Origin of the sequence: Kribbella sp. NPDC023972, from assembly GCF_040639075.1 — a bacterium.
Lineage (GTDB): Bacteria > Actinomycetota > Actinomycetes > Propionibacteriales > Kribbellaceae > Kribbella.
The window spans coordinates 338,226-362,633 of record NZ_JBEZZH010000001.1; the positions used below are offsets into that span (position 1 = coordinate 338,226).

General features: G+C 69.5%; 21 protein-coding genes. 4 read left to right on the forward strand and 17 right to left on the reverse strand.

Translation table 11 applies throughout. From position 1 onward, the window contains the following. Nucleotides 1-113: 113 nt before the first annotated feature. From AB0F43_RS01515 to AB0F43_RS01525, 3 genes are all read right to left on the reverse strand, one after another. On the reverse strand, nucleotides 114-557 hold the full coding sequence (locus AB0F43_RS01515) for a hypothetical protein (protein ID WP_360469059.1): 444 nt from the start codon (nucleotides 555-557) through the stop codon (nucleotides 114-116). A gap of 13 nt (nucleotides 558-570) precedes the next feature. Continuing rightward, entirely contained in the window at nucleotides 571-1,317 is a 747-nt protein-coding gene (gene dapB, locus AB0F43_RS01520; RefSeq protein ID WP_360469062.1) for a 4-hydroxy-tetrahydrodipicolinate reductase, read from the reverse strand. A 61-nt stretch (nucleotides 1,318-1,378) separates the two neighbouring features. Next, nucleotides 1,379-3,175, reverse strand: a complete 1,797-nt coding sequence (locus tag AB0F43_RS01525; RefSeq protein ID WP_360469064.1) for a hypothetical protein — start codon at nucleotides 3,173-3,175, stop codon at nucleotides 1,379-1,381. Nucleotides 3,176-3,822: 647 nt separating this feature from the next. On the opposite strand from AB0F43_RS01525, the gene AB0F43_RS01530 reads away from it, so the two are divergent. Beyond that, entirely contained in the window at nucleotides 3,823-5,340 is a 1,518-nt protein-coding gene (locus tag AB0F43_RS01530) for a right-handed parallel beta-helix repeat-containing protein (RefSeq protein ID WP_360469067.1), read from the forward strand. A gap of 337 nt (nucleotides 5,341-5,677) precedes the next feature. On the opposite strand, the gene AB0F43_RS01535 is transcribed toward AB0F43_RS01530, so the two are convergent. From AB0F43_RS01535 to AB0F43_RS01555, 5 genes are all read right to left on the reverse strand, one after another. Then, the gene (locus tag AB0F43_RS01535; RefSeq protein ID WP_360469069.1) at nucleotides 5,678-7,060 is read right to left on the reverse strand and encodes an FAD-binding oxidoreductase; all 1,383 of its coding nucleotides are present in this window, start codon (nucleotides 7,058-7,060) and stop codon (nucleotides 5,678-5,680) included. 89 nt (nucleotides 7,061-7,149) lie between these two features. Further along, nucleotides 7,150-8,463 (reverse strand): pitrilysin family protein, encoded by a 1,314-nt coding sequence (locus AB0F43_RS01540; RefSeq protein WP_360469071.1) that lies wholly within the window; start codon nucleotides 8,461-8,463, stop codon nucleotides 7,150-7,152. Next, on the reverse strand, nucleotides 8,460-10,697 hold the full coding sequence (locus AB0F43_RS01545; RefSeq protein WP_360469073.1) for a polyribonucleotide nucleotidyltransferase: 2,238 nt from the start codon (nucleotides 10,695-10,697) through the stop codon (nucleotides 8,460-8,462). Before AB0F43_RS01545 ends, AB0F43_RS01540 begins: the two co-directional genes overlap by 4 nt. A 281-nt stretch (nucleotides 10,698-10,978) precedes the next feature. Continuing rightward, complete coding sequence (gene rpsO, locus AB0F43_RS01550) at nucleotides 10,979-11,251, reverse strand: 30S ribosomal protein S15 (protein WP_131351575.1); 273 nt, start codon at nucleotides 11,249-11,251, stop codon at nucleotides 10,979-10,981. Nucleotides 11,252-11,367: 116 nt separating this feature from the next. Continuing rightward, nucleotides 11,368-12,330: a bifunctional riboflavin kinase/FAD synthetase gene (locus tag AB0F43_RS01555; protein ID WP_360469076.1), complete on the reverse strand. Its 963-nt coding sequence runs from the start codon at nucleotides 12,328-12,330 to the stop codon at nucleotides 11,368-11,370. Nucleotides 12,331-12,479: 149 nt separating this feature from the next. Here AB0F43_RS01555 and AB0F43_RS01560 point away from each other — a divergent pair, with 149 nt between their 5' ends. Further along, the gene (locus AB0F43_RS01560) at nucleotides 12,480-13,502 is read left to right on the forward strand and encodes an SGNH/GDSL hydrolase family protein (protein WP_360469079.1); all 1,023 of its coding nucleotides are present in this window, start codon (nucleotides 12,480-12,482) and stop codon (nucleotides 13,500-13,502) included. A gap of 67 nt (nucleotides 13,503-13,569) precedes the next feature. Here AB0F43_RS01560 and AB0F43_RS01565 read toward each other — a convergent pair whose 3' ends face one another. From AB0F43_RS01565 to AB0F43_RS01575, 3 genes are read right to left on the reverse strand one after another with little or no spacing between them, the layout of a single operon-like run. Further along, on the reverse strand, nucleotides 13,570-14,448 hold the full coding sequence (locus AB0F43_RS01565; protein ID WP_360469081.1) for an NAD-dependent protein deacetylase: 879 nt from the start codon (nucleotides 14,446-14,448) through the stop codon (nucleotides 13,570-13,572). A gap of 50 nt (nucleotides 14,449-14,498) precedes the next feature. Next, nucleotides 14,499-15,137 (reverse strand): transcriptional regulator, encoded by a 639-nt coding sequence (locus AB0F43_RS01570; RefSeq protein WP_360469083.1) that lies wholly within the window; start codon nucleotides 15,135-15,137, stop codon nucleotides 14,499-14,501. After that, nucleotides 15,134-15,580 (reverse strand): hypothetical protein, encoded by a 447-nt coding sequence (locus AB0F43_RS01575; RefSeq protein ID WP_360469085.1) that lies wholly within the window; start codon nucleotides 15,578-15,580, stop codon nucleotides 15,134-15,136. The genes AB0F43_RS01570 and AB0F43_RS01575 overlap by 4 nt, the downstream gene beginning before the upstream one ends. Nucleotides 15,581-15,621: 41 nt before the next feature. Between AB0F43_RS01575 and AB0F43_RS01580 the strand changes: the two genes are divergently transcribed. Both AB0F43_RS01580 and AB0F43_RS01585 read left to right on the forward strand, forming a co-directional pair. Continuing rightward, the gene (locus AB0F43_RS01580) at nucleotides 15,622-16,815 is read left to right on the forward strand and encodes a PEP/pyruvate-binding domain-containing protein (RefSeq protein ID WP_360469088.1); all 1,194 of its coding nucleotides are present in this window, start codon (nucleotides 15,622-15,624) and stop codon (nucleotides 16,813-16,815) included. A 91-nt stretch (nucleotides 16,816-16,906) separates the two neighbouring features. Continuing rightward, nucleotides 16,907-17,101: a hypothetical protein gene (locus AB0F43_RS01585; RefSeq protein WP_360469089.1), complete on the forward strand. Its 195-nt coding sequence runs from the start codon at nucleotides 16,907-16,909 to the stop codon at nucleotides 17,099-17,101. Between the two features lie 102 nt (nucleotides 17,102-17,203). Here the strand turns inward: AB0F43_RS01585 and AB0F43_RS01590 are convergent, their stop codons facing one another. The 6 genes from AB0F43_RS01590 to nusA all read right to left on the reverse strand — a co-directional run bounded on the left by AB0F43_RS01590 (nucleotide 17,204) and on the right by nusA (nucleotide 24,408). After that, nucleotides 17,204-18,067, reverse strand: coding sequence for an LLM class flavin-dependent oxidoreductase (locus AB0F43_RS01590; protein ID WP_360469090.1), 864 nt, complete (start codon nucleotides 18,065-18,067; stop codon nucleotides 17,204-17,206). 278 nt (nucleotides 18,068-18,345) lie between these two features. Continuing rightward, the gene (gene truB, locus AB0F43_RS01595; protein WP_360469093.1) at nucleotides 18,346-19,257 is read right to left on the reverse strand and encodes a tRNA pseudouridine(55) synthase TruB; all 912 of its coding nucleotides are present in this window, start codon (nucleotides 19,255-19,257) and stop codon (nucleotides 18,346-18,348) included. Further along, nucleotides 19,238-19,675, reverse strand: a complete 438-nt coding sequence (rbfA, locus tag AB0F43_RS01600) for a 30S ribosome-binding factor RbfA (RefSeq protein WP_360469095.1) — start codon at nucleotides 19,673-19,675, stop codon at nucleotides 19,238-19,240. Before rbfA ends, truB begins: the two co-directional genes overlap by 20 nt. A gap of 97 nt (nucleotides 19,676-19,772) precedes the next feature. Next, nucleotides 19,773-22,910 (reverse strand): translation initiation factor IF-2, encoded by a 3,138-nt coding sequence (gene infB / locus AB0F43_RS01605; RefSeq protein ID WP_360469098.1) that lies wholly within the window; start codon nucleotides 22,908-22,910, stop codon nucleotides 19,773-19,775. 112 nt (nucleotides 22,911-23,022) lie between these two features. After that, nucleotides 23,023-23,370 (reverse strand): YlxR family protein, encoded by a 348-nt coding sequence (locus AB0F43_RS01610; RefSeq protein ID WP_360469100.1) that lies wholly within the window; start codon nucleotides 23,368-23,370, stop codon nucleotides 23,023-23,025. Nucleotides 23,371-23,415: 45 nt separating this feature from the next. Then, on the reverse strand, nucleotides 23,416-24,408 hold the full coding sequence (gene nusA, locus AB0F43_RS01615) for a transcription termination factor NusA (RefSeq protein WP_360469103.1): 993 nt from the start codon (nucleotides 24,406-24,408) through the stop codon (nucleotides 23,416-23,418).

Below are 24,408 nucleotides of genomic sequence, written 5' to 3' on the forward strand. Positions count from 1 at the left end.
ACGGCTCCGCCCAGTCTCCGACCCACACGTGACGGTTGCCACGCGCCTTCCACTGAAAGTATCCCGTTCCGCACCGGGTTGTCAGTTCCCTTGACCGCCAACTCCCGAGTAACTCAGCTGGACCGGTCGTGGTGCGCAATCGCGGTGCGCATCGTGGCGCGGGCTCGTCGCCGGTCGCCGGCCGCGTCGTACGCGGTCGACAACCGGAACCAGACCTGCCAGTCCTCGGGCGCGGCTTCGGCTTCGGCCTTGTACTTCTCGAACGCCGCGTCCGCCGCGGCCCGGTCGATCCGGCCGGACGGCCGGCGCGGCAGATCGTCGACCGGCAAACCGCCGACCGCCTCCAGTTCGCGCGCCAGAACCTCGGTACGGCGGCCGAACTGCAGCTCGCGCCAGACCAGGTACGCCCCGAGCACCGGGATGACCAGTACGGCGATCCCCAGACCGACCGCGACCGGATCGCCGGTGCCGATCAGCAGCACGCCACGCCAGCCGAGCAGTACGGCGTACACGCCGAAAACGACCGCCAGCACGACCGCGGTCCGCTTCCCGGTCACGGGGCCTCCCGCCCTAGTCGAGGTCCATGAAGTGCTCGAGGCCGACGGTGAGACCCGGCGTGCCGCCGATCCGGCGGACACCGAGCAGGACGCCGGCCATGAACGAGACCCGGGCCATCGAGTCGTGCCGGATGGTGAGCGTCTCGCCGGTGTCGCCGAACAGCACCTCCTGGTGCGCGATCAGGCCGCGGAGCCGGACGCCGTGCACCCGGATCCCGTCGACGTCCGCGCCGCGCGCGCCGTCGAGCGCCGTGGTGGTCGCGTCCGGGATCGGCCCGGCCCCGGCTGCCCGGCGCGCCTCCGCGATCAGCTCGGCGGTACGGCGCGCCGTACCCGACGGAGCGTCGACCTTGTCCGGGTGGTGCAGTTCGATGATCTCGACCGACTCGTAGTACCGCGCTGCCTTGGCGGCGAACTGCATCATCAGCACGGCGCCGATGGAGAAGTTGGGCGCGATCAGCACACCGGTGCCGGGGCTCTTGTCCAGCAGACCACGCAGCGTCGCGAGGCGGTCGTCGTCGAACCCGGTGGTGCCGACGACCGCGTGGATGCCGTGGTCGATGCACCAGGCCAGGTTGTCCATCACCACCTCTGGACGGGTGAAATCGACCACCACCTCGGCGCCTGCCGCGGTCAGCTCGTCCAGCTGGTCGCCATGGTCGAGCCGGGCGACCAGCTCGCAGTCGTCGGCTTCGTCCACCGCGAGGCACGTCTGAGCGCCCATCTTGCCCTTGGCCCCGAGCACACCGACCTTGATCATCCGCACCCTTTCGACAGACTTCGACCGACCCAAGGATCTCATCAGGCCGCTCGGGCCCGAGTCAGGGTGTCGCGGTGACTCTTTCGGCACGCGGCACGTACACCTGCAGGTTCATCGTCTGCTGCGGCGGAGCCAGCAGCTCGTAGTCGGCGGTGAAGTCCAGCGCGCAGGCACGCAGCGCGGTGATCTCGACGTCGGAGATGCGGCGGTTCAGCAGGATGATCGGCGGCCGGCCGGGACTCCACGGCTGGCCTTGCCGGCAGACCTCCTCGATCCCCGCGGCCGTCCGGTTGCGCTCCTTCGGCGCGACCCACGCCTCGCCGACAGGTTTGCCCTGCAGGACCAGGACCAGCCCGGCCATCTTGTCGAACGCGAGGACCGGCCGGCCGGGCGGCTGCAGGTACGGCCGCAGCACGGCCTCGAGCTCGGCGTACTTCCGCGCCGCCGAGGGCTGGAGGTAGACGCCCTTCAACGGCTGCAGCGTGGCCGGCTCGGTCAGTTCGGCATGACCGACCGAGCGGTACGGGTGCAGGAACATCCCGCTGTAGGAGATGGACGCCACCGCCACCAGCGACGCCACCGTGACCAGGCCGACGGTCATGCGCGCCACCACCGGGACCGCCCAGATCCCGGTCACCACCGCGATCAGCACCGCGACCCACGCGGCGAACGCATTGAAGCCGATCGTGTAAAGCGGGTTGTTCGTGCCGAACGCCTGCACCATCGGCAAGACCAGGAGCAGCCCGAGAACGACCCAGCCGCGGGTGTTCTCCCGGCTCAACGCCGACCGCCGCGTCAGCCCGTACCGTCCCGCGACCACAGCGGTGACAGCCGTCACCAGCCCCACCAGTACGGCGGCCAGCAGCGTGACGGTGTAGTCCGAGGTGTGGGCCGACCCACCGACCGCGGCATCGTCGATGACGACCCGCCGGACCGACAACACGAACCCGGCCACCGCGAGAACCGCGGCAAGGATCCGCAGCCACGGCCAGCGGCCGATCACCGCGACGGCTGCCGCGAACAGCAGGATCGCGTGCTGGCGCAGGGTTCTCCCGAGCAGGTCGAGACCGGTCGACCAGTAGACCTCCAGCAGCGCGGTCGGCGAGTACGACGTCTCCGCGATGAACCTGTTCACGGTCACGATCCCCGGCACCGCGACGTTCAGCCGGACCACGAACAGCTGCACCACGAGCGCGGCCAGGCCGAGCCCGGCCAGCGCGAGACCGATGCCTCGGGCAACAGCTTGCCAGCCCTGCCCGGCCAGCACGATCAGGGCCGCGAGCACGATCAGCCCGATCAGCACGATCGACGTCCACTTCGCCAGCACCATCACGCCGATCACGACACCGGCGACCACCAGCACCCAGAACGGCACCGGCGTACCGCGATCCACCGCGGTCGCCATCCACAGCACGCACGCGACCAGCGTCAGCGCCCCGAGCAGGATGACGTCGTTGTAGCCGGGCGACATCGGCAGCCAGCTGTAACACATGCCGCCGGCTGCCAGGATGGTCGCCATCCCGGCCAACTCCCACAGCTTGGTCGGCGGTGCACCCGGCCGCCGCCCGCGCAGCCAGCGCATGAAGCTGTAGCCGAAGAGCAGGTGTACGACGACCACGGTCAGCAGCCGGAAGAACCGCAGCCGGACGATGTCGTACCCGAGCCACTCGAAGACCGGGCCGTAGAGGTACTGCACCCCGGTCAGCGCGAGCGGGTTCTGGTCCCACCACCGGTAGGACAGCAGGTAATAGCCCTCGTCGGTGATGTCGAAGCCCTCGTTCGCGGCCCGTCCTGCGGTCAGCACCCACCATGCGGCGAGCCCACCGGAAACCACGATCACACCGATAAGCAACACCATCTGCCTACGCAGCGTGCTCGTTCGGGCCACCGACTCCACGGCCGACACCTTAGGCCATCACTCCGCGATTACCCGGGCGGCATCAAGCCGTGGCCGCCGGGGCGTAAGCGGTCTGGGCCTGTTCGGCGAAATGGCAGGAGACGGTCTGCACCGGCAGGTGTACGACGTACCGGCGCATCCCTGCCGGAACACCTCCATCTGCTCACGTCGCCGTGAGAGCGATGTGATCTGGGCCATGGCCCTGGAGGTCGCTGGTGAGAAATCCCAGGGGGCGCGGCTTGCAGACACCCCTCCAACGTTTACCGACCAGAGGAGTCATGCCTGTCCGCAACTCGCATTGGTCACCGATTTCCGCCGCCCCGGCAGGACTTTGGTCCTGAATTTTCCCTTCGCCGAAATTTCGCGATCCGAGGCTTCCGTTCTCTCTCATGGGACTTTGGTCCTCAGTTTCTGGCCGGCCGCGAGCGTCTTGGTCCTGAGTTGACGGGCCGGCCGAAGGACTAAGGTCCCGCATTTTATGATTTCCCCCCAAAATACCCGCGGTCCCGGATTTCCTAACATTTCTCACTTTCCGTATTCACCTGGTTATCTAGCGTAATGTCGCTGATAGGTCGCGTTTTAGCGACCTGTCGTGGAAGGCACTAATTATGAAGCTCGTGAATACCTCGCTCACAATGATCGTCGCGGCCCTCGCCGCGGGCGGTCTCGCCGCACCAGTGGCGCAAGCGACAACCCTGGCCGCCTCGGCGGCCCCCACCGGACCCATGGCCGACTTCACCGTCGGGCCCAGGTACCTCACCACCGCCTGTCAGGGAACGTCGATCCAGACGACCCACAACGCCGCTGCTGTCATCGCCGCGGCACCGGCCGGTACGACGTTCTGCTTCGCCGCCGGCACCCACCGGATCGGACAGACACTCAAGCCCAAGAACGGTGACAGCCTCGTCGGCGTCAGCGGCGCTCTGCTCACCGGCTCGATCCGCCTGCCGACCTGGACCGCCACCGGCGGCCAGTGGCGAGCGACCGGTCACTTACCTGCCGCCTACGCCGCGTCAGGACAGTGCGAGAACAACGTCGCGAACATCTGTGGCTTGCGAGAGCAGATCTTCGTGAACGGAGTCCATCTGACCCGCGTCGCGAGCCAGGCGGCCGTCAAGGCCGGGACTTTCTACGCCAACTACGCCACCAACGCGATCTACCTGGGCTCCGATCCGACCGGCAAGGCAGTTGAGATGTCGAAGACCGGCACGGCGATCCAGTCGACCGCCGTCGGCGTCACGGTTCGCGGCCTCGCCATCGAGCACTTCGCTTCCGCCCCCCAAGGCGGAGCCCTGGTCGTCGGCAAGCAGTGGTACGTGTGGGCCAACGACGTGCGCTGGAACCACGCGGTCGGGATCATGATGGTCACGGCCGACAACGCCCGGGTCCTGCGCAACAACGTTCACCACAACGGGCAGCTCGGAATGGGCCAGTACAAGGCCGTCAGCGCGACGATCTCCCGCAACTACATCACCGCCAACAACACCGACGGATTCTGGATCGCCGACTGGGAGTCCGGTGGCCTCAAGACCACTTGGTCGACCGGCGGATCGGTGCTGGAAAACATGATTCACAATAATCTCGGAGTAGGGCTGTGGAGTGACGCCTACGATGACAACCGATTGTTCTCCGGCAATTCGATCAGGACCAACGCCGCGGACGGCATCCGCTTCGAGATCGGCCGCAACGGCGTGATCGAGAAGAACTGGATCGCCGGCAACGGCTTCGGCACCGGCCGCAATTCGGGAACGTCGCTGTGGGACGGCGGAGGGATCAACGTGAACACTTCCAACACCGTCGCGGTTCGCAACAACAGTGTGGTGGACAACGTGAACGGAGTCTCGATCCAGTCACGCACCCGCGGCACCGGGCCCTGGGGCACGAACGTCCTGCGTGATGTGACGGTCAGCGGGAACTTCATCCGCATGCACGCCGGGGTTCAGTCGACCGGGATGGTACAGAACAGCGGCTCGCCGATCCCGGCGGGCGAGGTGGTGCTGAGCGCGAACCAGTACCGCGTGGACAGCCTGACGGCGAAGCGCTTCCAGCGGGCGGGCGTCTGGTACACCCCGGCCACCTGGGCACGGGCAGGCCTGGACGCCGGCAGCACTTACGCAGTCGGCTGATCACACTCACAGGCGGCTGATCGGCGGAGAGACTTCCACTGAGTAGCTGCCAGTACAAGAAGCGGCCGTTGCGATCGACTCGCAACGGCCGCTTCGGCGATCAGTTCGGCTTCGCCCGGCCCCACCGCGACTTCCGCGACCTCCTCCGACGCCTCTGCCCGCTACCTTGCTCGGTGACGATTCGCGACGTCCGGGCGGCGGGGAGCAGTCAAGCTATCAGCCTGGGCAGGTCGTACCGGGGCGAGCGGCGGCCCTCACTCCACTGGTGCGGCGAACCGGCCGCCCCCAGCGGCAGATCACGTGGTGGCGCGACACAACTTCTCGAACGGTTGCCGGGTCACTGAGGTGGGATGTTCTGGTTGAGGTGGAAGAGGTTGTTGGGGTCGTACTTGCGTTTGAGGTCTTTCAGGCGGTCGTAGGCGGTGGCGCCGTACGCGGAGCGGATCCGGTCGGTGCCCTCGTCGGTCAGGAAGTTGACGTAAACGCCGCTCTGGTGGGGCTCCATCGCCCGCCAGGAGTCCCGGGCCCACTGCCGCTGTTCCTCGAAGCCTTCCGGCCCGGGCGTGGCGGCGACGAAGTTGAAGGTGTGGCCGTTCGAGCGGTCGCCGAACGCGGTGGCGTCCGCCTGGACCCGGGAGATCGCGCCACCGAGGTGGTAGATCGGGTACGACGTGAGCGGCCCGCTGATCGCCAGACCGCGCTCGACCGCGATGTCGACCACCTCGTCGGTCAGCTCGGCGACGTCACACGCGCGCATGTAGTACCACCTGCCGTGCGGGTAGCTCAGGTCGAACATCGCCTGCACGTCCACGAACGGCTTCGGCGCGCACAGGTCCAGCAGCGGCGGCGCGAACGCCTTGAGCGGCGCCACGACGCGCTCGCCGTCCTCGATCGAGCCGGCGTAGCAGGCCAGGACGACCACCACGGGCCGGCCGTGCAGCTCAGGCGGGATCGCCGGCAGCGCCGGAATCCACCGGTGGATCACCGCGGTGGTCAGCTCGTCGGGTACGCCGGTGATCCAGTCCCGGTAAAAGCGCAGGATCCGCGGCGACTCCTCCATCGGCCACATGATGGGGCCGGCGTACACGATCGGCCCGACCGGGTGCAGCTGGAACTCGAACTCGGTCACGATGCCGAAGTTCCCGCCACCACCCCGGATACCCCAGAACAGGTCGGCGTTGACATCCTCACTCGCGGTCAGCAGTTCGCCCTCGGCGGTGACGAGGTCGACCGAGAGCAGATTGTCGATGGTCAGCCCGTACTTGCGCATCAGCCACCCGATCCCACCGCCGAGCGTGAGCCCGGCGACTCCGGTGTGCGTGACGATGCCGGACGGCGTGGCGAGGCCGAACGCCTGGGTTTCCCGATCGAGTTCCCCGAGCAGCACACCTGCCTGCGCCCGGGCGGTACGCCGTACCGGGTCGACCCGGATCCCCTTCAGCGGCGACAGGTCCAGCACGACACCGCCGTCGCAGGTCGAATGGCCGGGGAAACTGTGCCCGCCGCCGCGCACCGCGACCGGCAGACCGGTGCGGCGCGCGTACGTCAGCGCGGACCGGATGTCGGCGACACCGGTGCAGCGGGCGATCAGTGCGGGCCGACGGTCGATCGACCCGTTCCAGACACTCCGGAGCTCGTCGTACGACGGTTCGCCCGGATGGACCAGCTCCCCGCGGAAGTCGTCGCCGAGTGCCTGGATTTCCGACGTGATCGTGCTCATGACCAGCTCCCGCAGCCCCTCCCCCAGGCCCCCTTTGCACGGCCAGTCTGCGCCTGCCGGGAGAGCCTGTCGAGGCGGACCCAGGCTGCTCAGAGCGTGAAGGCCGAGGTGTCCTCGTCGAACGGGCCCATCACGGTCAGGGCCGGGGTGCCGGCGTACAGGTCCGCGGCCAGCTGGATGACGTCGTCGAGGGTGACCGCGTCGATCCGGTGCAGGATCTGGTCCACGGTCGGCAGCTCGCCGTACACGAGCTCGGCCTTGGCGATCCGGGTCATCTTGGCGCCGGTGTCCTCCAGGCCCATCACCACCGAACCACGCATCTGGCCCTTGCCACGGAGCAGCTCGTCCGGCGTGATGTTGCCGCTGGCAATCGACTCCAGCTCGGCCCGGACCACGTCGAGCACCTCGCCGGCCTTCTTCGGCAGGCAGCCCGCGTACACGCCGACCATGCCGGAGTCGGCGTACGCCGAACCGAAGGTGAACACCGAGTAGGCCAGACCGCGCTTCTCCCGGACCTCCTGGAACAACCGCGACGACATACCGCCGCCGACGATCCCGTGCAGGACGCCGGCGACGTACCGGCGCTCGTCGTTGCGGACCAGGCCCGGCATCCCGAGCACCAGGTGCGCCTGCTCGACATCCCGGTGGTGCACTCGCACCCCGCCGTACGTCGGAACCCGCCGGCCGGAGCCACGGCGCACCGGGGCGGGCTCGGCCTCGCCGGTCACCCAGTGGCGCTCGAACGCCTTGCGGACCAGGCGGACCACGTCGGTGTGGTCGACGTTGCCCGCGACCGAGACGACGATGTTGGCCGGCTTGTAGCGGCGGCGGTACCACCCGACCACCTGCCGGCGGGACAGTCCGGCCACGGATTCCGGCGTACCGGTGATCGAACGGCCGAGCGGGGACGTGCCCCACAGCTGTTCGGCGAAGAGGTCGTGGATGTGGTCCGACGTCTCGTCGGCGTGCATCGCGATCTCCTCGTCGATGACGTCGCGCTCACTCTCCAGGTCCGCGCTGGTCAGCGTGGCGGAGGTGATCATGTCGCAGATGACGTCGACCGCGAGCGGCAGGTCGGAGTCGAGCACCCGCGCGTAGTAGCAGGTGTACTCCTTGCCGGTGAACGCGTTCATCTCGCCGCCGACCGCGTCGATCGCGGCGGAGATCTCCAGCGCGTCGCGCCGCTCGGTGCCCTTGAACAGCAGGTGCTCGAGGAAGTGCGTCGCACCGGCCAGTTGCTCCGGCTCGTCCCGGGAGCCGACACCGACCCAGACGCCGAAGGTGACCGAGCGGAAGCCCGGCTCGGACTGGGACAGAACCCGGAGCCCGGAGGGCAGGACGGTCCGTTTCACCGGACCGCCCGCCTCCGGGCTCAGCAGGGTGCTGGTGATCGCTCGGGTCACTCGGCCTCTGCGGCCTCGGCCCCTGCGGAGGACGCCGCCTTCTCGTCGGCCTTGTCGTCACCCTCGACCACCGGGATCAGCGACAGCTTGCCCCGGTCGTCGATCTCGGCGATCTCGACCTGCAGCTTCTGGCCGACCGAGAGGACATCCTCGACCGCCTCGACCCGCTTGCCGCCGGCCAGGCCGCGCAGCTTGCTGATGTGCAGCAGGCCGTCCTTGCCCGGCAGCAGGCTGATGAACGCACCGAAGTTGGTCGTCTTCACGACCGTGCCCAGGTAGCGCTCGCCCTTCTCCGGCATGGTCGGGTTCGCGATCGCGTTGATCGCGGCCCGGGCCGCCTCGGCCGACGGGCCGTCGGTCGCGCCGATGTAGACGGTGCCGTCGTCCTCGATCGAGATGTCGGCGCCGGTGTCCTCGGTGATCTGGTTGATCATCTTGCCCTTCGGGCCGATGACCTCGCCGATCTTGTCGACCGGGACCTTCACCGAGATGACCCGCGGCGCGAACTCGCTCATCTCACCCGGCGCGTCGATGGCCTTGGCCATCACGTCCAGGATGGTGAGGCGGGCGTCCTTGGCCTGCGTCAGGGCCGCGCCCAGGACACTGGCCGGGATACCGTCCAGCTTGGTGTCCAGCTGCAGCGCGGTGACGAAGTCCTTTGTGCCGGCGACCTTGAAGTCCATGTCGCCGAAGGCGTCCTCGGCGCCGAGGATGTCGGTCAGCGCGACGTACTCGGTCTTGCCGTCGACCTCACCGGAGATCAGGCCCATCGCGATACCGGCGACCGGGGCCTTCAGCGGCACACCGGCGGACAGCAGCGACAGCGTCGAGGCGCAGACCGAACCCATCGAGGTCGAGCCGTTGGAGCCGAGCGCCTCGGACACCTGACGCAACGCGTACGGGAAGTCCTCGCGGGACGGCAGCACCGGCACCAGGGCCCGCTCGGCCAGCGCGCCGTGACCGATCTCGCGACGCTTCGGCGAACCCACCCGGCCGGTCTCACCGGTCGAGTACGGCGGGAAGTTGTAGTTGTGCATGTACCGCTTGCGGGTCTCCGGGGAGAGCGTGTCCAGCTGCTGCTCCATCCGCAGCATGTTCAGCGTGGTGACACCCAGGATCTGGGTCTCGCCGCGCTCGAACAGCGCCGAACCGTGCACCCGCGGCAGCACCCGCACCTGGGCCTTGAGCGGCCGGATGTCGGCCAGCCCGCGGCCGTCCATGCGGACCTTGTCCTTCAGCACCCGCTGCCGGACCAGCTTCTTGGTCAGCGACCGGAACGCCGCGGACAGCTCCTTCTCGCGGCCCTCGAAGTCGGCGGCCAGCTTCTCCACCACGGCGCTCTTGATCGCGTCGGTGGCGCTCTCGCGCTCGGCCTTGCCGGCGATGGTCAGCGCCTGGCTGAGCTCCTCGGTGGCGGCGGCCTCGACGGCGGCGAACGCGTCGTCCTGGTAGTCCGGGAAGACCGGGAACTCGCCGGTCGGCTTCGCGGCCCGCGCGGCCAGGTCGGCCTGCGCCTCGACCAGGGTCTTGATGAACGCCTTCGAGGCCTCCAGGCCCTCGGCGACGATCTCCTCGGTCGGCGCCTGCGCGCCACCGGCGACCGCGTCGAAGGTGCCCGGGGTGGACTCGGCCTCGACCATCATGATCGCGACGTCACCGGAATCGGTCACCCGGCCCGCGACCACCATGTCGAAGACCGCGTCCTCGAGCTCGGTGTGGGTCGGGAACGCCACCCACTGGCCCTCGATCAGCGCGACGCGGACGCCGCCGATCGGGCCGGAGAACGGCAGGCCGGCCAGCTGGGTCGACATCGACGCCGCGTTGATGGCGAGAACGTCGTACAGCTTGTCCGGGTTCAGCGCCAGGACGGTGATGACGACCTGGATCTCGTTGCGCAGGCCGGACACGAACGACGGCCGCAGCGGGCGGTCGATCAGCCGGCAGGTCAGGATGGCCTCCTCGGACGGGCGGCCCTCCCGGCGGAAGAACGAGCCAGGGATGCGGCCCGCGGCGTACATCCGCTCCTCGACGTCGACCGTCAGCGGGAAGAAGTCGAACTGGTCCTTGGGCTTCTTGCTGGCCGTGGTGGCCGACAGCACCATCGTGTCGCCGTCGAGGTAGGCGGCGGCCGAACCGGCGGCCTGCTGGGCCAGACGGCCCGTCTCGAAGCGGATGGTGCGGGTGCCGAAGCTGCCGTTGTCGATGACGGCTTCAGCGAAATCTGCGCCCTCCATGGGCACACTGGTGGATCCCGACACGGGATACCCCTCTCTCACGGTCGACGACTGCGAGGCGCGAGCTTCCGGGGTGCCGGTCTTCGATCGAGGCCCGCGGGTGCCAACTGCTGTGTGTGCAGTCCGCACCCGAGAGCCACTACCGAGGACCGGTCGTCCTCCCGCTACGCGCTCCGCGGCGTCTCGTTTGTCGCTTGGTTATTCGGTTGTGCCGTACCCAGTCTGGGCACGGATACGCCAGGAGCGGCCACCCCGGAATCGGGAGGCCGCTCCTCGCGACGTCATCGGCGAAGGCCGAGCCGCTCGATCAGGGACCGATAGCGGTTGATGTCCTTCTTCGCCAGGTAGTTCAGCAGCCGGCGGCGCTGACCGACGAGAAGCAGCAGGCCACGACGGCTGTGGTGGTCGTGCTTGTGCTCCTTGAGGTGCTCGGTCAGATCGGCGATGCGGTGGGTCAGCAGCGCGACCTGGACCTCGGGGGACCCGGTGTCACCCTCGGTCAGGGCGTACTCACCGATGATCTTCTTCTTCGTTGCGGCATCAACAGATGACACGGAGTTCCTCTCGATTTCCGTTGCGCGGCGCACCGGGGCATTCTTCACCCGAGCACTCTCTGTCCGCGGCCGTTCAGACGGCAGCAGCCAGCGTATCAGTCCGTGGACGCGCCACCCTAATTCCCTGCCAGGATGCGGCGGGCCCCGTCGGCATCGGCCTTGATCTGGAATCGCAGCTCGTCGATGGTGTCGAACCGGATCTGACTGCCGCGCAGCCGGGCGACGAAGTCCACCGCGATCGTGGACCCGTAGAGCTCCAGGTCGTCGCGGTCCAGCACGTACGACTCGACCCGCCGGTCCACGCCGTCGAAGGTGGGGTTGCTGCCCACGCTGATCGCAGCCGGCAGCGGTTCGGGGTACGACGGAGTGCCCGGAGCCGGCTCGAGCACGGTCAGCCAGCCCGCGTACACGCCGTCCAGCGGGATCGCGGCGTGCGGGTCCGCGGGGATGTTCGCGGTCGGGAACCCGAGCTCCCGGCCACGCTTGTCACCCTCCACGACGACCCCGGTGATCCGCAGCGGCCGCCCGAGCGCATCCGCGGCCGCCTCGACGTCACCCTCGGCGATACGCCCCCGGATGTACGTCGACGACCACGGCTGCCCGTCCCCGGCCAGACTCAGGCCCTCGACCTGGAACCCGTGCGTCACCCCGGCCTCGACCAGCGTGTCCACGTGCCCGGCCGCCTTGTGGCCGAAGCGGAAGTTCTCGCCGACCACGACCGCCTTGGCGCGCAGTGTGCCGACCAGGACGCGCTCGATGAAATCCTCCGGCGGCCAGCTCGCCACCTCCTTGTCGAACGGCAGGATCAGCACCGCGTCGGCGCCGTGCTTTCCGAGCATCTCGGCCCGCTCCACCGGCTCGCTGAGCATCGCGGGCGCCCGGTCGGGCCGCAGGACCGCCATCGGGTGCGGATCGAAGGTGAGCGCGACCACCGGCAGGCCACCCAGCTCGGCCGCCCGCGCCTTGGCGTGCGCGAGCACCTCCTGGTGCCCCCGGTGCACGCCGTCGAAGTTGCCGATGGTGACGACCGACGGGCCGAACTCGGGCTCCACCTGGTCCAAACCGTGCCAGACACGCATGAGAGCAGGATTCCATGTCTGTTGCTGCCCCGCCCCACCGCCCCGGTCACCGGACCCGGGCTCACTCAAGCGGGTCCATGGTCACCCCTTGTAATCGGAGTGTCACTCAACTTAGGGTGTGTCGGCACCACGTTCAGGGGAGGTCACAGGTGAAGCTTCGTCGAATCGCCGCCGCCACCGTCGTGGCATTGTCGCTCTTTCCCGGTACGGCGATGGCAGCCGCACCGACCGGATCGTCGTACGAACCGCCGATGTTCAAGCACTACGTGGCGCTCGGCGACTCCTACACCTCGGCACCGCTGGTTCCGCTGCCGGAGCTGCTGTCGCTGGGGTGTGTGCGGTCGACGAGCAACTACCCGAAGATGCTGGCCACGATGCTGCGGACCTACCAGTTCACCGACGTGAGCTGCGGTGGTGCCGACACCACGAACATGACGCAGCCGCAGAGCACGCTCGTCGGTACGTCCGCGCCGCAGTTCAACGCACTGCGGCCGGACACGGATCTGGTCACGCTCGGGATCGGCGGCAACGACTTCGGGGTCTTCGGCGACATCATCGACACCTGCCCGGCGTTGCGGGCCTCCGATCCGGCCGGGGCGCCGTGCAAGGCGCACTTCACCGTCAACGGCGTGGACTCGCTGAAGGCGCGCATCGTCCAGACCCAGGCCCGCATCACGACCGTTGTCAAAGGCATCAAAGAAAGGTCGCCGAAGGCAACGATCGCGCTGATCGGCTATCCGAAGATCGCACCGGAACACGGCACCTGTCCGGCGATCCTGCCGTTCGCGGACGGCGACTACGCCTATCTGTACTCGATCGAGCAGGCGCTGAACGCCGCGATCGCCACCGCGGCGGCCGCTACCGGGGCGACGTACGTCGACACTTTCGAGCCGTCGACCGGGCACGACGCCTGTGCGCCGGACGGGCAGGCATGGATCCAGGGCAAGGACATCAACCTGCTGCGGGCGCTGAACTACCACCCGCGCTACGAAGGGCAGGCCGGTGTCGCATCGCTGACCTACAAGACCTTGACCGGTGAGCCGGTCGTCGTGACCGCGGCCGAACAGGCCGCCTGGGCAGCCCGGGGACGCGAGCTGTCCCGGCAAGCGGCTGCCTCACCTCAGGCCCTCCAGGCCTCCCTGAACCGTCTACGGACCAGCGCGCAACGCTGACCCTTTCCAATCCGTAGAGCGGACCCCGGGCCGAGCCACCTCACGCGTGGCCCGGCCCGGCGGTGTTCTACAGCAACTCGGTGAGCTCGCTGAGGGCCTGGCCCAGGGGGAGGTTGACGCGGTGGGCGGCGTACGGGTCGCCGCGGGTGACGCCCTGGTTGACGATCAGGACCGGTTTGCCGGCCTTGGCGGCGTGGCGGACGAACCGGAAGCCGGACATCACGGTCAGGGACGAGCCGAGGACGAGCATCGCGGCCGCTTCGTCGATCAGGCGGTAGCACCGTTCGACGCGTGGTTTCGGCACGTTCTCGCCGAAGAACACCACGTCGGGTTTGAGCACTCCCCCGCAGTTGGTGCAGTCGACGAGGCGGAACTCGCGGACCGCCGCCGCGGGCAGCTCGGCGTCACCATCGGGATTGATCCGCGTCACCTCGGCCTCGAAATCGGGGTTCGCGGCCCGGAGGCGACGGTCGAGAGCCTCGCGGGCGGACGTCGTACCGCACTGGAGACAGATGACGCGGTCGAGGTTGCCGTGCAACTCGATCACGTCGCGTGCGCCGGCGGCCTGATGCAGGCCGTCGACGTTCTGGGTGATGACGCCGCTGAGGTAGCCACGGGCCTGGAGGGCCGCGACCGCTCGATGGCCGTCGTTCGGCAGCGCCCGGGCGATCGTGCGCCAGCCGAGGTGGCTGCGCGCCCAGTACCGTTGCCGGCCGGACTCGCTCGCGACGAAGTCGCCGTACGTCATCGGCGTGTGCGTCCGGAGGCTGCCGGTCTCGCCGCGGTAGTCCGGGATCCCTGACTCGGTGGAGATGCCAGCGCCGGTGAGTACGACGACATCCCCGGCGGACACCACGTCCGCGACCGGCGCGACGTCCGTCGTACCGGGCTCGAGCGCCAACACGTCAGGGCCGGGAACCCATTGCAGTGTCGGACGCGAACGCACCCCTCCAGGGTAACCAGGACACGGTTGTGCGGACTGTCGACGCGGTCCCGTCACGCAGGCTCGACGCCGCGGGGAAGTCCGAGGGTGGCGATCAGGTCCTCGTGGAGTTCGAACCAGACCCTGTGGCAGGAGTCGACGTCGGTTCGGTCGACCCAGGCGTGGTCGCCGGCCAGGACGTGGTCGAGGGCGGCGGTGAAGCGGGGCCGGTAGCCCCGGAAGCGGTCGAGGACCGCGGCGAGGTCCTCCGACAGTGGGCCCAAGTGATCGGCGAGTGCGGACAGTTCGGCGACGACGCGGCGGTCCCAGGCCGGATCGGAGTGGTCGTTGAAGGCGTGCGGGTCGGCGTCCGTGGGTCTCAACTGCCATTGGGTGCAGGCGATCTGCAGCCGCTCGTTGAGTGGGAGGAAGGCTCGATAGACCTCGCGGACCGCGTGGGCGCCCTCAACCAGTTCGAGCTCTGCCGCGAGGCGGCGCTCGTTCTCCTCCCGTCCGCGCGCCGTCAGCGACCAGCCACCGATGCCGGCGAACTCGTTCCAGGTGATCCACCCGAAGGCCTGATCGTCGAGCAGCAACTCCTTCGCGACCGCGGGGTCGAGGGCGAAGCGCCGAGCGACCGCGTCGTCGTCTGCGACGCCCAGCAGCCGTACGGCGTGCAGGACCAGGAGGTCTGCGGTCGAGGCGTGGGTCATGTCTTCGAGTCCTCTGCTGAGTGGGTCGTGCGTGCGGTCAGCCGGTCCAGTCGTTGCTGACACGCCTGAGGCGAGTTGAGGCCGAGTGCTCGTGCCATCTCGGCCCAGGTCAGACCGAGGCCGCGCGCCGTGAACATCAGGCCTGTCTCGAGTTGATCGAGCTCGGCCCGTGCGGCCGCCAGCAATCGCAGACCGGCCACCGCCAGCTCCCGCCCGGCTTGCTCCGTTTCGTCGGCCGGCGCACTGGACTTCCAGACAACGAAGTGGAGGAGGTCGATCGCGGACGGCGGCACCGGGTCCTGCTGCCAGGGGCGCCGCGTCAGCTGGTCGGCTCCACGGTCGAGCAGGAGTCGGCGGGCCTCGTGTTCGCGCCGGGCCTGCACCTGGTCGTCGGCCGCATCGGGCCAGTCGTGGTTGCCTCGCACCCCAGGATCCTGGATCATTCAACAGAATGTTGTCAATGTTTTGTTGAAAGGATCGTCTGGTGATCGTCAGCCTGGACGCGGCCACCCCTTTGGAGGCGGGTGGGAAGGCCGCCGTCCTCGGAGCGCTCGCCCGGGCGGGCTTCCCGGTCCCACCCGGTTTCGTCGTACCGGCCGGCGTGTATCGGGCGGTGACGAGCGGCTTGAGCCTGCCCGCCGTACTGGCCGAGCGCGGGCCGGAGGACGTACGGCGGCTGATCGAGGCCGCTGCTTTTCCGTCAGAGCTCATCGCCGAGCTGACGGATGCGCTGCGGCGGCTCGGCGACGACGCGGTCGCCGTACGGTCGTCCGGGTCGAGCGAAGACGGTGCGGTCGCATCGGCCGCAGGGCAGCACGACTCCTTCCTGGGCGTGCGTGGACAGGCCGCAGTTGCCCAGCGTCTTGTGGCCACCTGGGCGTCTTTGTGGTCGGACCGGGCGGTCGCGTATCGCGGGGCTGGTGAGGCTGAGATGGGCGTCGTCGTCCAGCGACAGATCGACGCCGAGGTCGCAGGGGTGCTCTTCACCGGGAGTACGACGGTGATCGAAGCGTCGTGGGGTCTTGGAGAGAGCGTCGTCCGGGGCGTGGTGACGCCGGACGCCTACACAGTCACCGCAGCCGGTGTGGTCGATCGGCGCATGGGAGACAAGCAGACACGCATCGATCGCGGCGAGAACGGGACCATCACCACCCAGGTGCCACCCGAGGCCGCCGGCCGACTGTGCCTCGACGACCAGCAGCTCGTCCGCCTGGCCCAGCTCGGCCAGGACGTCGCCGAGCACCTGGGCGCACCGCAAGACATCGAGTTCGCCCTCAAGAACAACGAGATCTGGCTACTCCAGGCCCGCCCGATCACAGCCCCCATCTCTCAAACCCCCGCCGGACGCAGTGCAGCAGGCGGCGACCTCCATGGGACCGGCGGCAGTTCTGGGCGTGTGTCGGGGACGGCTCGGGTCGTGCACGGGCCGGAGGACTTTCGCAGGGTACGTCGCGGCGACATCCTCGTCTGCCGCTTCACCGACCCGGCCTGGACTCCGCTGTTCGGCGTCGTGGCCGGAGTCGTCACCGAAACAGGCGGTCGCCTCTCCCACGCCGCAATCGTGGCTCGCGAACACCGCATCCCCGCCGTCCTCGGCGTCCCCGGCGCCATGACCACGCTCCACGACGGCCAACAGCTGACCCTGGACGGCGCCGCCGGCACAATCCACCGGCGATAACCAGGATGCGGCCGCACGGCCGGACGGCCGCACGGCCGGACGGCCGGACGGCTAGCGTCTCCCATCCTGGATGGAGCTGGAGGGATTTGCGGTGGACACGGGTTGGCACGGATTGACGCTGCGGATGTTCCGCAGGGTGCGCGACGACGTGCGTACGTCGATCGAGGGAGCGACCGCCGAGGAGCTGGACCAGCGACTCGGGTCGCGTACCACGACGCCACCCATGGGCTCGCTGAGGCATACCTGGCGGCCGCGGCTGATGACGACCTCGCGCGGCTCGTCGTGAGCCCCACGCTCGGCAACACCCACACCGTCGCGGACCGCCTGGCTGGGCAGTTGCATGATTCCTTTGCCCACGCTGGACAGATCGGGCTGCTGCGCGGCGGGCTCAGCTGACTCGGGGTGGGCCTGCTTTGAGGCGGCGTTCGGCGGCGGTGCGGACCTCGGCGGGATCCAGGGAGGACCAGTCGGCGTCGATCCACCAGGTGGCGCCGGCTTCGGCCCAGGGGCGGACGGTCTCGGCGGCTTTGGGGTCGTCCGCGGAGGTGTTGCCTTCGGCCACCACGTCGTACCCGTCCATCGTCAGGCCGTGGGCGGCGCGCTCGGCGCGGATCCAGGCGACACCCTCGGCGAGCAACTCGGGTGACCACTCCCCTGGCTCCGCACCCGGCTGGACGATCGGCGCGTGGTTCGGCAGCCAGCCGTCCTGCAGGGCCGCCCGGCGCATCGACTTGGGCCGCGGCCAGGCACCCACCACCCAGGTCGGGATCCGCGGCTGCTGAACCGGTGGCGGCGGCGCGGGCGGCACCAGGTCGGCGATCTTCCGCGACCGGTAATGCTTTCCGGCGTACTCGAACGGCTGGTCGCGCCACAGGTGCTGCAGCATCTCCAGTGACTCGTCCATCAGCTCCGCGCGGACCTTGCGGCCCGGATCGTCCTCGAACAACCAGAACCGATCCTGGCCGGCGACACCGAGCCCGACCGCTAGAGTCACCCGCCCGTTGCTCAGGTTGTCCACGGTCGAGGTCTGCCCGGCCACGTCCCATGGTTTTCGCCGCGGCAACGGCGTCAGCATCGTGCCCAGCCGGATCCGCTCGGTCGTCATCGCCGCGGCGGCCAGCATCGCCCACGCGTCGATCCCCCAGATCGACTCCCAGACGAAGAATCCGTCCCAGCCATGCTCCTCGGCCAACTGCGCCAACTCAGCCGCAGCCCGGGCATCCCCATACGCCATCACGAAGCCGTATCTCATGTTCCCAGAGCGTAGAGCCGAGCACGGACAGTTTCGGCACACCAGCCCCAAGCAATCGGTGGAAGGCGCCCGGAAGCGTCCGCTCAGCGGTTCACTTCCGAAAAATTCCGGCACGGCCCGGTCCGAATCGGCCTACGCTGAAGGAGTCCACCTGGCGGCACATACCCCACTACCCGGACAGCCCGCCGAATGCGCCGGGCCGCGACTCTCCCCCCACGAGCGTCGCCGAATCGCCCCGATCGGCCAGCCAGCTGTCTGGGGCCGCCAGGCGGACCTGCCTAGCCGACGAAGACAGCCGTGGGTTTGGCAACCGGTCCGTGGGGTTCATACAGGGCCAGGAACGTGCCGGTCGGGTCGAACATCGCGGTCTGGCCAGCCGGCAGCTTCAGCCCCGGCAGCGGGCGGCCGGTGCGGATCGCGGCCGCCTGCTCGGCGTCGGCGTCGTACCGGGGAAAGGTCCCCGCCGCGACGTCGGCAATCGGCAGCCACTCGAACGAATCGGCCAGCGACTCGAGCGTATGCGCGACCGAGAGGTCGAAAGCACCGACCCGGGTACGGCGAAGTGCGGTGAGGTGACCGCCGACGCCGAGCTCGGCGCCGAGGTCACGGGCGAGAGCACGGATGTAGGTCCCGCTGGAGCAGTCGACCGAGATGTCGACCTCCAGGCCGGACGGCCCCGGGCGTACGTCGAGCACGTCGTACCGGGACACCGTCACGCTCCGGGGCTTGAGTGCGACCTCCTCACCGGCCCGCACGCGTTCGTACGCCCGCCGCCCGTCGACCTTGATCGCGGACACCTTCGACGGGACCTGCGAGATCTCGCCGCGGAACCCCGCCACAGCAGCCTCGATCGCCTCGGCCGTCACGCCGTCGACCGGCGCGGTCGTCAGGACCTCTCCCTCCGCGTCGTCGGTCGTCGTGGTCGCCCCGAGCAGGACGGTGGCGTCGTACGACTTGTCGGCCAGCTGGAGGTGGCCGAGCAGCCGGGTGGCGCGGTTCAGGCCGACCACCAGGACGCCGGTGGCCATCGGGTCCAGCGTGCCGGCGTGACCGACCTTGCGGGTGCCGGCCAGCCGGCGGATCCGGGCCACCACCGTGTGCGAGGTCAGGCCCGCCGGCTTGTCGACGATGACGATGCCATCGGCAACAGCGGAGGCACCGGCGCCGGCCTCATTCGTCGTCGCTGTCATCGTCCTCGCGGTGCTTGTAGGGGTCGGCCTCGCCGGCCGGCTTGGCGCGCGCGGCGGCCTTGGCCACCTCGGCGTCGGCCTGCCGGGCCTGCGCCAGCAACTCCTCGATGTGCCCGGCAGTCTCCGGGACGGCGTCCAGGAAGAACGCGACGCTCGGGGAGTGCCGCAGCCCGAGGGCCTTACCGACTTCACTGCGGATCAGCCCGCGCGCCGACTCCAGCGCCGCCGCGGTCGAGGCGCGCGCCTGCTCGTCGCCGTACACCGTGTAGAAGACGCTGGCCTCGCGCAGGTCGCCGGTCAGCCGGGCGTCGGTCACGGTGACGAAGCCGAGCCGGGGGTCTTTCACCCGGCGCTCGAGCAGTTCGGCCACGAGTACCTGGATCCGGTCGGCCAGCTGCTTCGCCCTTGCTTCACCCATCAGGGCTCACTCCCTCAATCATGAGTAACGTCCGGAGAGAACGATCGCCTCCCCGGACGTTACTCCGGTGCCCGGAGGACCCGGGCACCGACTGCTGTCAGTTGCGCGGCTTCTCGCGAAGCTCGAACGCCTCGACCACGTCGCCGATCTTGATGTCGTTGTAGCCGTTGACGGTCAGACCACACTCGAAGCCCTCGCGGACCTCGGACGCGTCGTCCTTGAACCTCTTCAGCGACGACAGCTCGGTGTTGTCGACCACCACCGCGCCGTCCCGGATCAACCGGACCTTGGCGTTGCGGCGGATGACGCCACTGGTCACCCAGCAACCGGCGATGTTGCCCACCTTCGAGGAGCGGAAGATCTCCCGGATCTCCGCCTGGCCCAGGGTGACCTCCTCGTAGATCGGCTTGAGCATGCCCTTCAGGGCGGCCTCGATGTCGTCGATCGCCGAGTAGATGACCGAGTAGTACCGGACATCCACGCCCTCGCGCTCGGCCAGGTCACCGGCCTTGCCCGCCGGCCGCACGTTGAAGCCGATGATGACGGCGTTCGACGCGATGGCCAGGTTGACGTCGTTCTCGTTGATCGCACCGACACCGCGGTCGATGACGCGCAGGTTGACCTCGTCGCCGACCTCGATCCGGACCAGCGCGTCCTCCAGCGCCTCGACCGAACCGGACACGTCGCCCTTGAGGATGAGCAGCAGCTCCTGCGTCTCGCCCTTCTCCATCGAGGCCATGAAGTCCTCGAGGGTCCGGCGCGCGCGCCGCTTGGCGTTGGCCGCCGCACGAGCGCGGGCTTCCCGCTTCTCGGCGATCTGCCGCGCCATCCGGTCGTCGTCGACCACCAGGAACTTGTCACCCGCACCTGGTACGGCGGTCAGACCGAGGACCAGCACCGGACGCGACGGAGTCGCCTCCTCGACCGGGTCACCGTGCTCGTCGAGCATGGCCCGGACCCGGCCGTACGCCGGACCGGCCACCATCGAGTCGCCGACCCGCAGCGTGCCGCGCTGCACCAGCACGGTCGCCACCGGACCACGACCCTTGTCCAGGTTCGCCTCGATCGCGATGCCCTGGGCCGGCATGTTCGGGTTGGCCCGCAGGTCGAGTGCCGCGTCCGCGGTCAGTACGACGCTTTCGAGCAGCCCGTCGATGTTGATCCGGGACTTCGCCGACACGTCGACGAACATGGTGTCGCCGCCGTACTCCTCGGGGACCAGGCCGTACTCGGTCAGCTGACCGCGCACCTTGGCCGGGTCCGCACTCGGGACGTCGATCTTGTTCACCGCGACCACGATCGGGACGTTCGCCGCCCGGGCGTGGTTCAGTGCCTCGATCGTCTGCGGCATCACGCCGTCGTCGGCCGCGACCACCAGGATGACGATGTCGGTGGCCTGCGCACCACGGGCACGCATGGCGGTGAACGCCTCGTGACCCGGGGTGTCGACGAAGGTGATGGCCCGCTGCTCGCCGTCGACCTCGGTGGTCACCTGGTACGCACCGATGTGCTGGGTGATGCCACCGGCCTCCTTGGCGACCACGTTCGCCTCGCGGACCGCATCCAGCAGCTTCGTCTTACCGTGGTCGACGTGACCCATCACGGTCACCACCGGCGGCCGCTTGACCAGGTCGCCCTCGTCGCCCTCGTCGGAGCCGAAGTCGATGTCGAACGACTGGAGCAGCTCGCGGTCCTCGTCCTCCGGAGACACGATCTGGACGTCGTAGTTCAGCTCGGTGCCGAGCAGCTGCAGCGTCTCCTCGTTGACCGACTGGGTCGCGGTCACCATCTCGCCGAGGTGGAACAGCACCTGCACCAGCGACGCCGGGTCGACGCCGACCTTCTCGGCGAAGTCCGTCAGCGACGCGCCACGGGCGAGCTTCACGACCTCGCCGTCACCGTGCTTGACCCGGACGCCGCCGACCGCCGGCGCCTGCATGTTGTCGAACTCCTGGCGCTTGGCCCGCTTCGACTTGCGGCCACGACGGGCCGGACCGCCCGGACGCCCGAAGGCACCCTGGGTGCCGCCACGACCGCGGTTGCCCGGACCCGGACGGCCACCGCCGCCACCGGGCGGGCCGCTCGGGCCGCCACCGCCACCCGGACGGAAGCCGCCACCGCCGCCACCGCCACCCGGACGCGCGCCGGCGCCAGGTCCACCCGAACCGCCGCCGGGACGGCCACGGCCACCGCCGCCGCCACCCCCGCCGCCGCCCGGACCGGACGGACGGCCGGTGAACGTACCGGCCGAGGACTTCGGCATCATCGCCGGGTTGGGCCGCGGCGCACCGGGCACACCCGACGGACGCGGACGGTCGCTACCGCCACCACTGCGGGCCTGCGGCGGCCGCGGCGGCATCCCGGCCGGGCTCGCACCCTGGCCGGGTCCACCCTGACCGCCCGGACCCGGACGGGCGCCACCGCGCTGCATGCCCTGGGTCGAGCTGAACGGGTTGTTGCCCGGACGCGGCGCACCCGGACGCGAACGGTCGCCACCGCCCTGACCACCTTGACCGCCGGGGCGCGGGCCGCCGCCGGGACGCGGGGCGCCACCGGGACGCGGCGCACCACCCGGACGCGGGGTCGCACCCGGCGCGCCGGGACGCGGCCCGGAACCCTGTCCACCCGGACGCGGCGCCGGCCGGGCCGGAGCCTCGGCGGCGGGCCGCTGCTGGGCCGGGGTGGCCGGCTGAGCCGGCGTCCGGCTCGGCGCCGGAGCCTCGGGCGTGGCCTTGGCGGCCGGAGCCTCGAACGACGGAGTCGCCGCGGGAGCCTCGGCCGGCGCAGCCGGCGCGGTCTCCTGCCGCGGACCGGGCTTGGGACCCGGACGCGGACCCGGCTTGACCGGGGACGGCGCGCTGGACGCCGCCTTGGCCGGTGCCGGCGCTGCCTTCTCTGTGACGGTCGGTTCGGCGGCCACCGGAGCCGGTGCCGCCTCAGCGGCCGGCGCGGGGCGCTCGGCCGGGGCCGCGGGCGCGGCCTTCCTCGCCGGCTCGGCAGGCGCGACCGGTGCGGTCGCCTGCGGCGCGGCAGACGTGCTGGCGGCGGCCTTCTTGGCCGCGCGCTTCTTCGGCGGGTTCTTCTCGAACTCTTCCGCCAACCTACGGACTACCGGCGCCTCGATCGTCGAGGACGCCGATCGGACGAACTCGCCCATGTCGTTCAACCTGGTCAGAACGACCTTGCTGGTAACTCCGAGCTCCTTCGCGAGCTCGTAGACCCGGACCTTTGCCACTACTCTCCCTCTGGTCCGAGCCTGGGCGCGGACCGTTAGTTGACGTACGTGCTCATCGCATTGCACTCATCGGTAGACACTCATCGAGTGGTCATGAGTCGATGACCCGCCTTCATGTCGTCGCGACGGTCGTCGCGGGCGGCCGGGTGGCCGCCGTTTGCACTGCACTTGCGTCTTGCTTATCACGCTGCGCGACGTACTCCCGCAGCGCGGTCACATCGAGCGGACCCGGGACCCGGAAGGCCCGCGGGAACGCCTTGCGCCGCTCAGCGAGGTCGAGACACTCGGCCACCGGGTGCAGATGCGCCCCGCGGCCGGGCGCCCGATGAGCGGGATCCGGGAGGACACGCCCTCCGGAAACCGTCATCCGCAGCAGGTCAGCCGGACTGCACCGCTTCCGGCACCCGATGCAGGTACGCTCCCTGGGCTTACCAGGGCGCGCTTCCACCGTCACTGACACGTGATCCTCAGGGTGTGGTTGCGACTCAGTCGACCGACCGAGAGATCAGTCTACCTTCTCGCCCTCACGAGTCACATCAGTATCCGGCCGGATGTCGATTCGCCAGCCGGTGAGGCGGGCGGCGAGGCGGGCGTTCTGCCCCTCCTTGCCGATCGCGAGCGAGAGCTGGTAGTCGGGCACGACGACCCGCGCGGCGCGGGCCGCGGCGTCGACGACCTCGACCGACGTAACCTGCGCCGGCGACAGCGCATTCCCGACGAAGGTGGCCGGGTCGTCGCTGTGGTCGATGATGTCGATCTTCTCGCCGTGCAGCTCGTGCATGATGTTGCGCACCCGCTGGCCCATCGGCCCGATGCATGCGCCCTTGCCGTTCACCGACGGGTTCAGCGTCCGTACGGCGATCTTGGTCCGGTGACCGGCCTCGCGGGCGATCGCGGTGATCTCGACCGTGCCGTCGGCGATCTCCGGCACCTCGAGCGCGAACAGCTTCTTGACCAGGTTCGGGTGGGTCCGGCTGACGGTGATCTGCGGTCCCTTGAAGCCCTTGCGGACGCCGACCACGTAGACCCGCAGCCGGGAGCCGTGCTCGTACTTCTCCCCCGGCACCTGCTCCGGGGCCGGCAGCACCGCCTCGATCTTGCCGAGGTCGACCATCACCGAGCGCGGGTCGCGGCCCTGCTGGATGACACCGGAGACGATGTCACCCTCCTTACCCGAGAACTCGCCGTACCGGACCTCGTCCTCGGCGTCGCGCAGGCGTTGCAGGATGATCTGCTTGGCCGTGGTGGCCGCGATCCGGCCGAAGTCGTGGGGTGTGTCGTCGTACTCGCGGGCCAGCGTGCCGTCCTCGTTGAACTCGCGCGCGTACACGGTGACGTGCCCGGTCTTGCGGTCCAGCTCGGCCCGGGCGTGCTGCTGGGCCCCCTCGGTGCGGTGGTACGCCACCAGCAGTGCCTGCTCGATCGCCTCGATGACCACGTCCAGGGAGATGTCCTTCTCCCGCTCCAGCGACCGCAGGACGGCCATGTCGATGTCCAT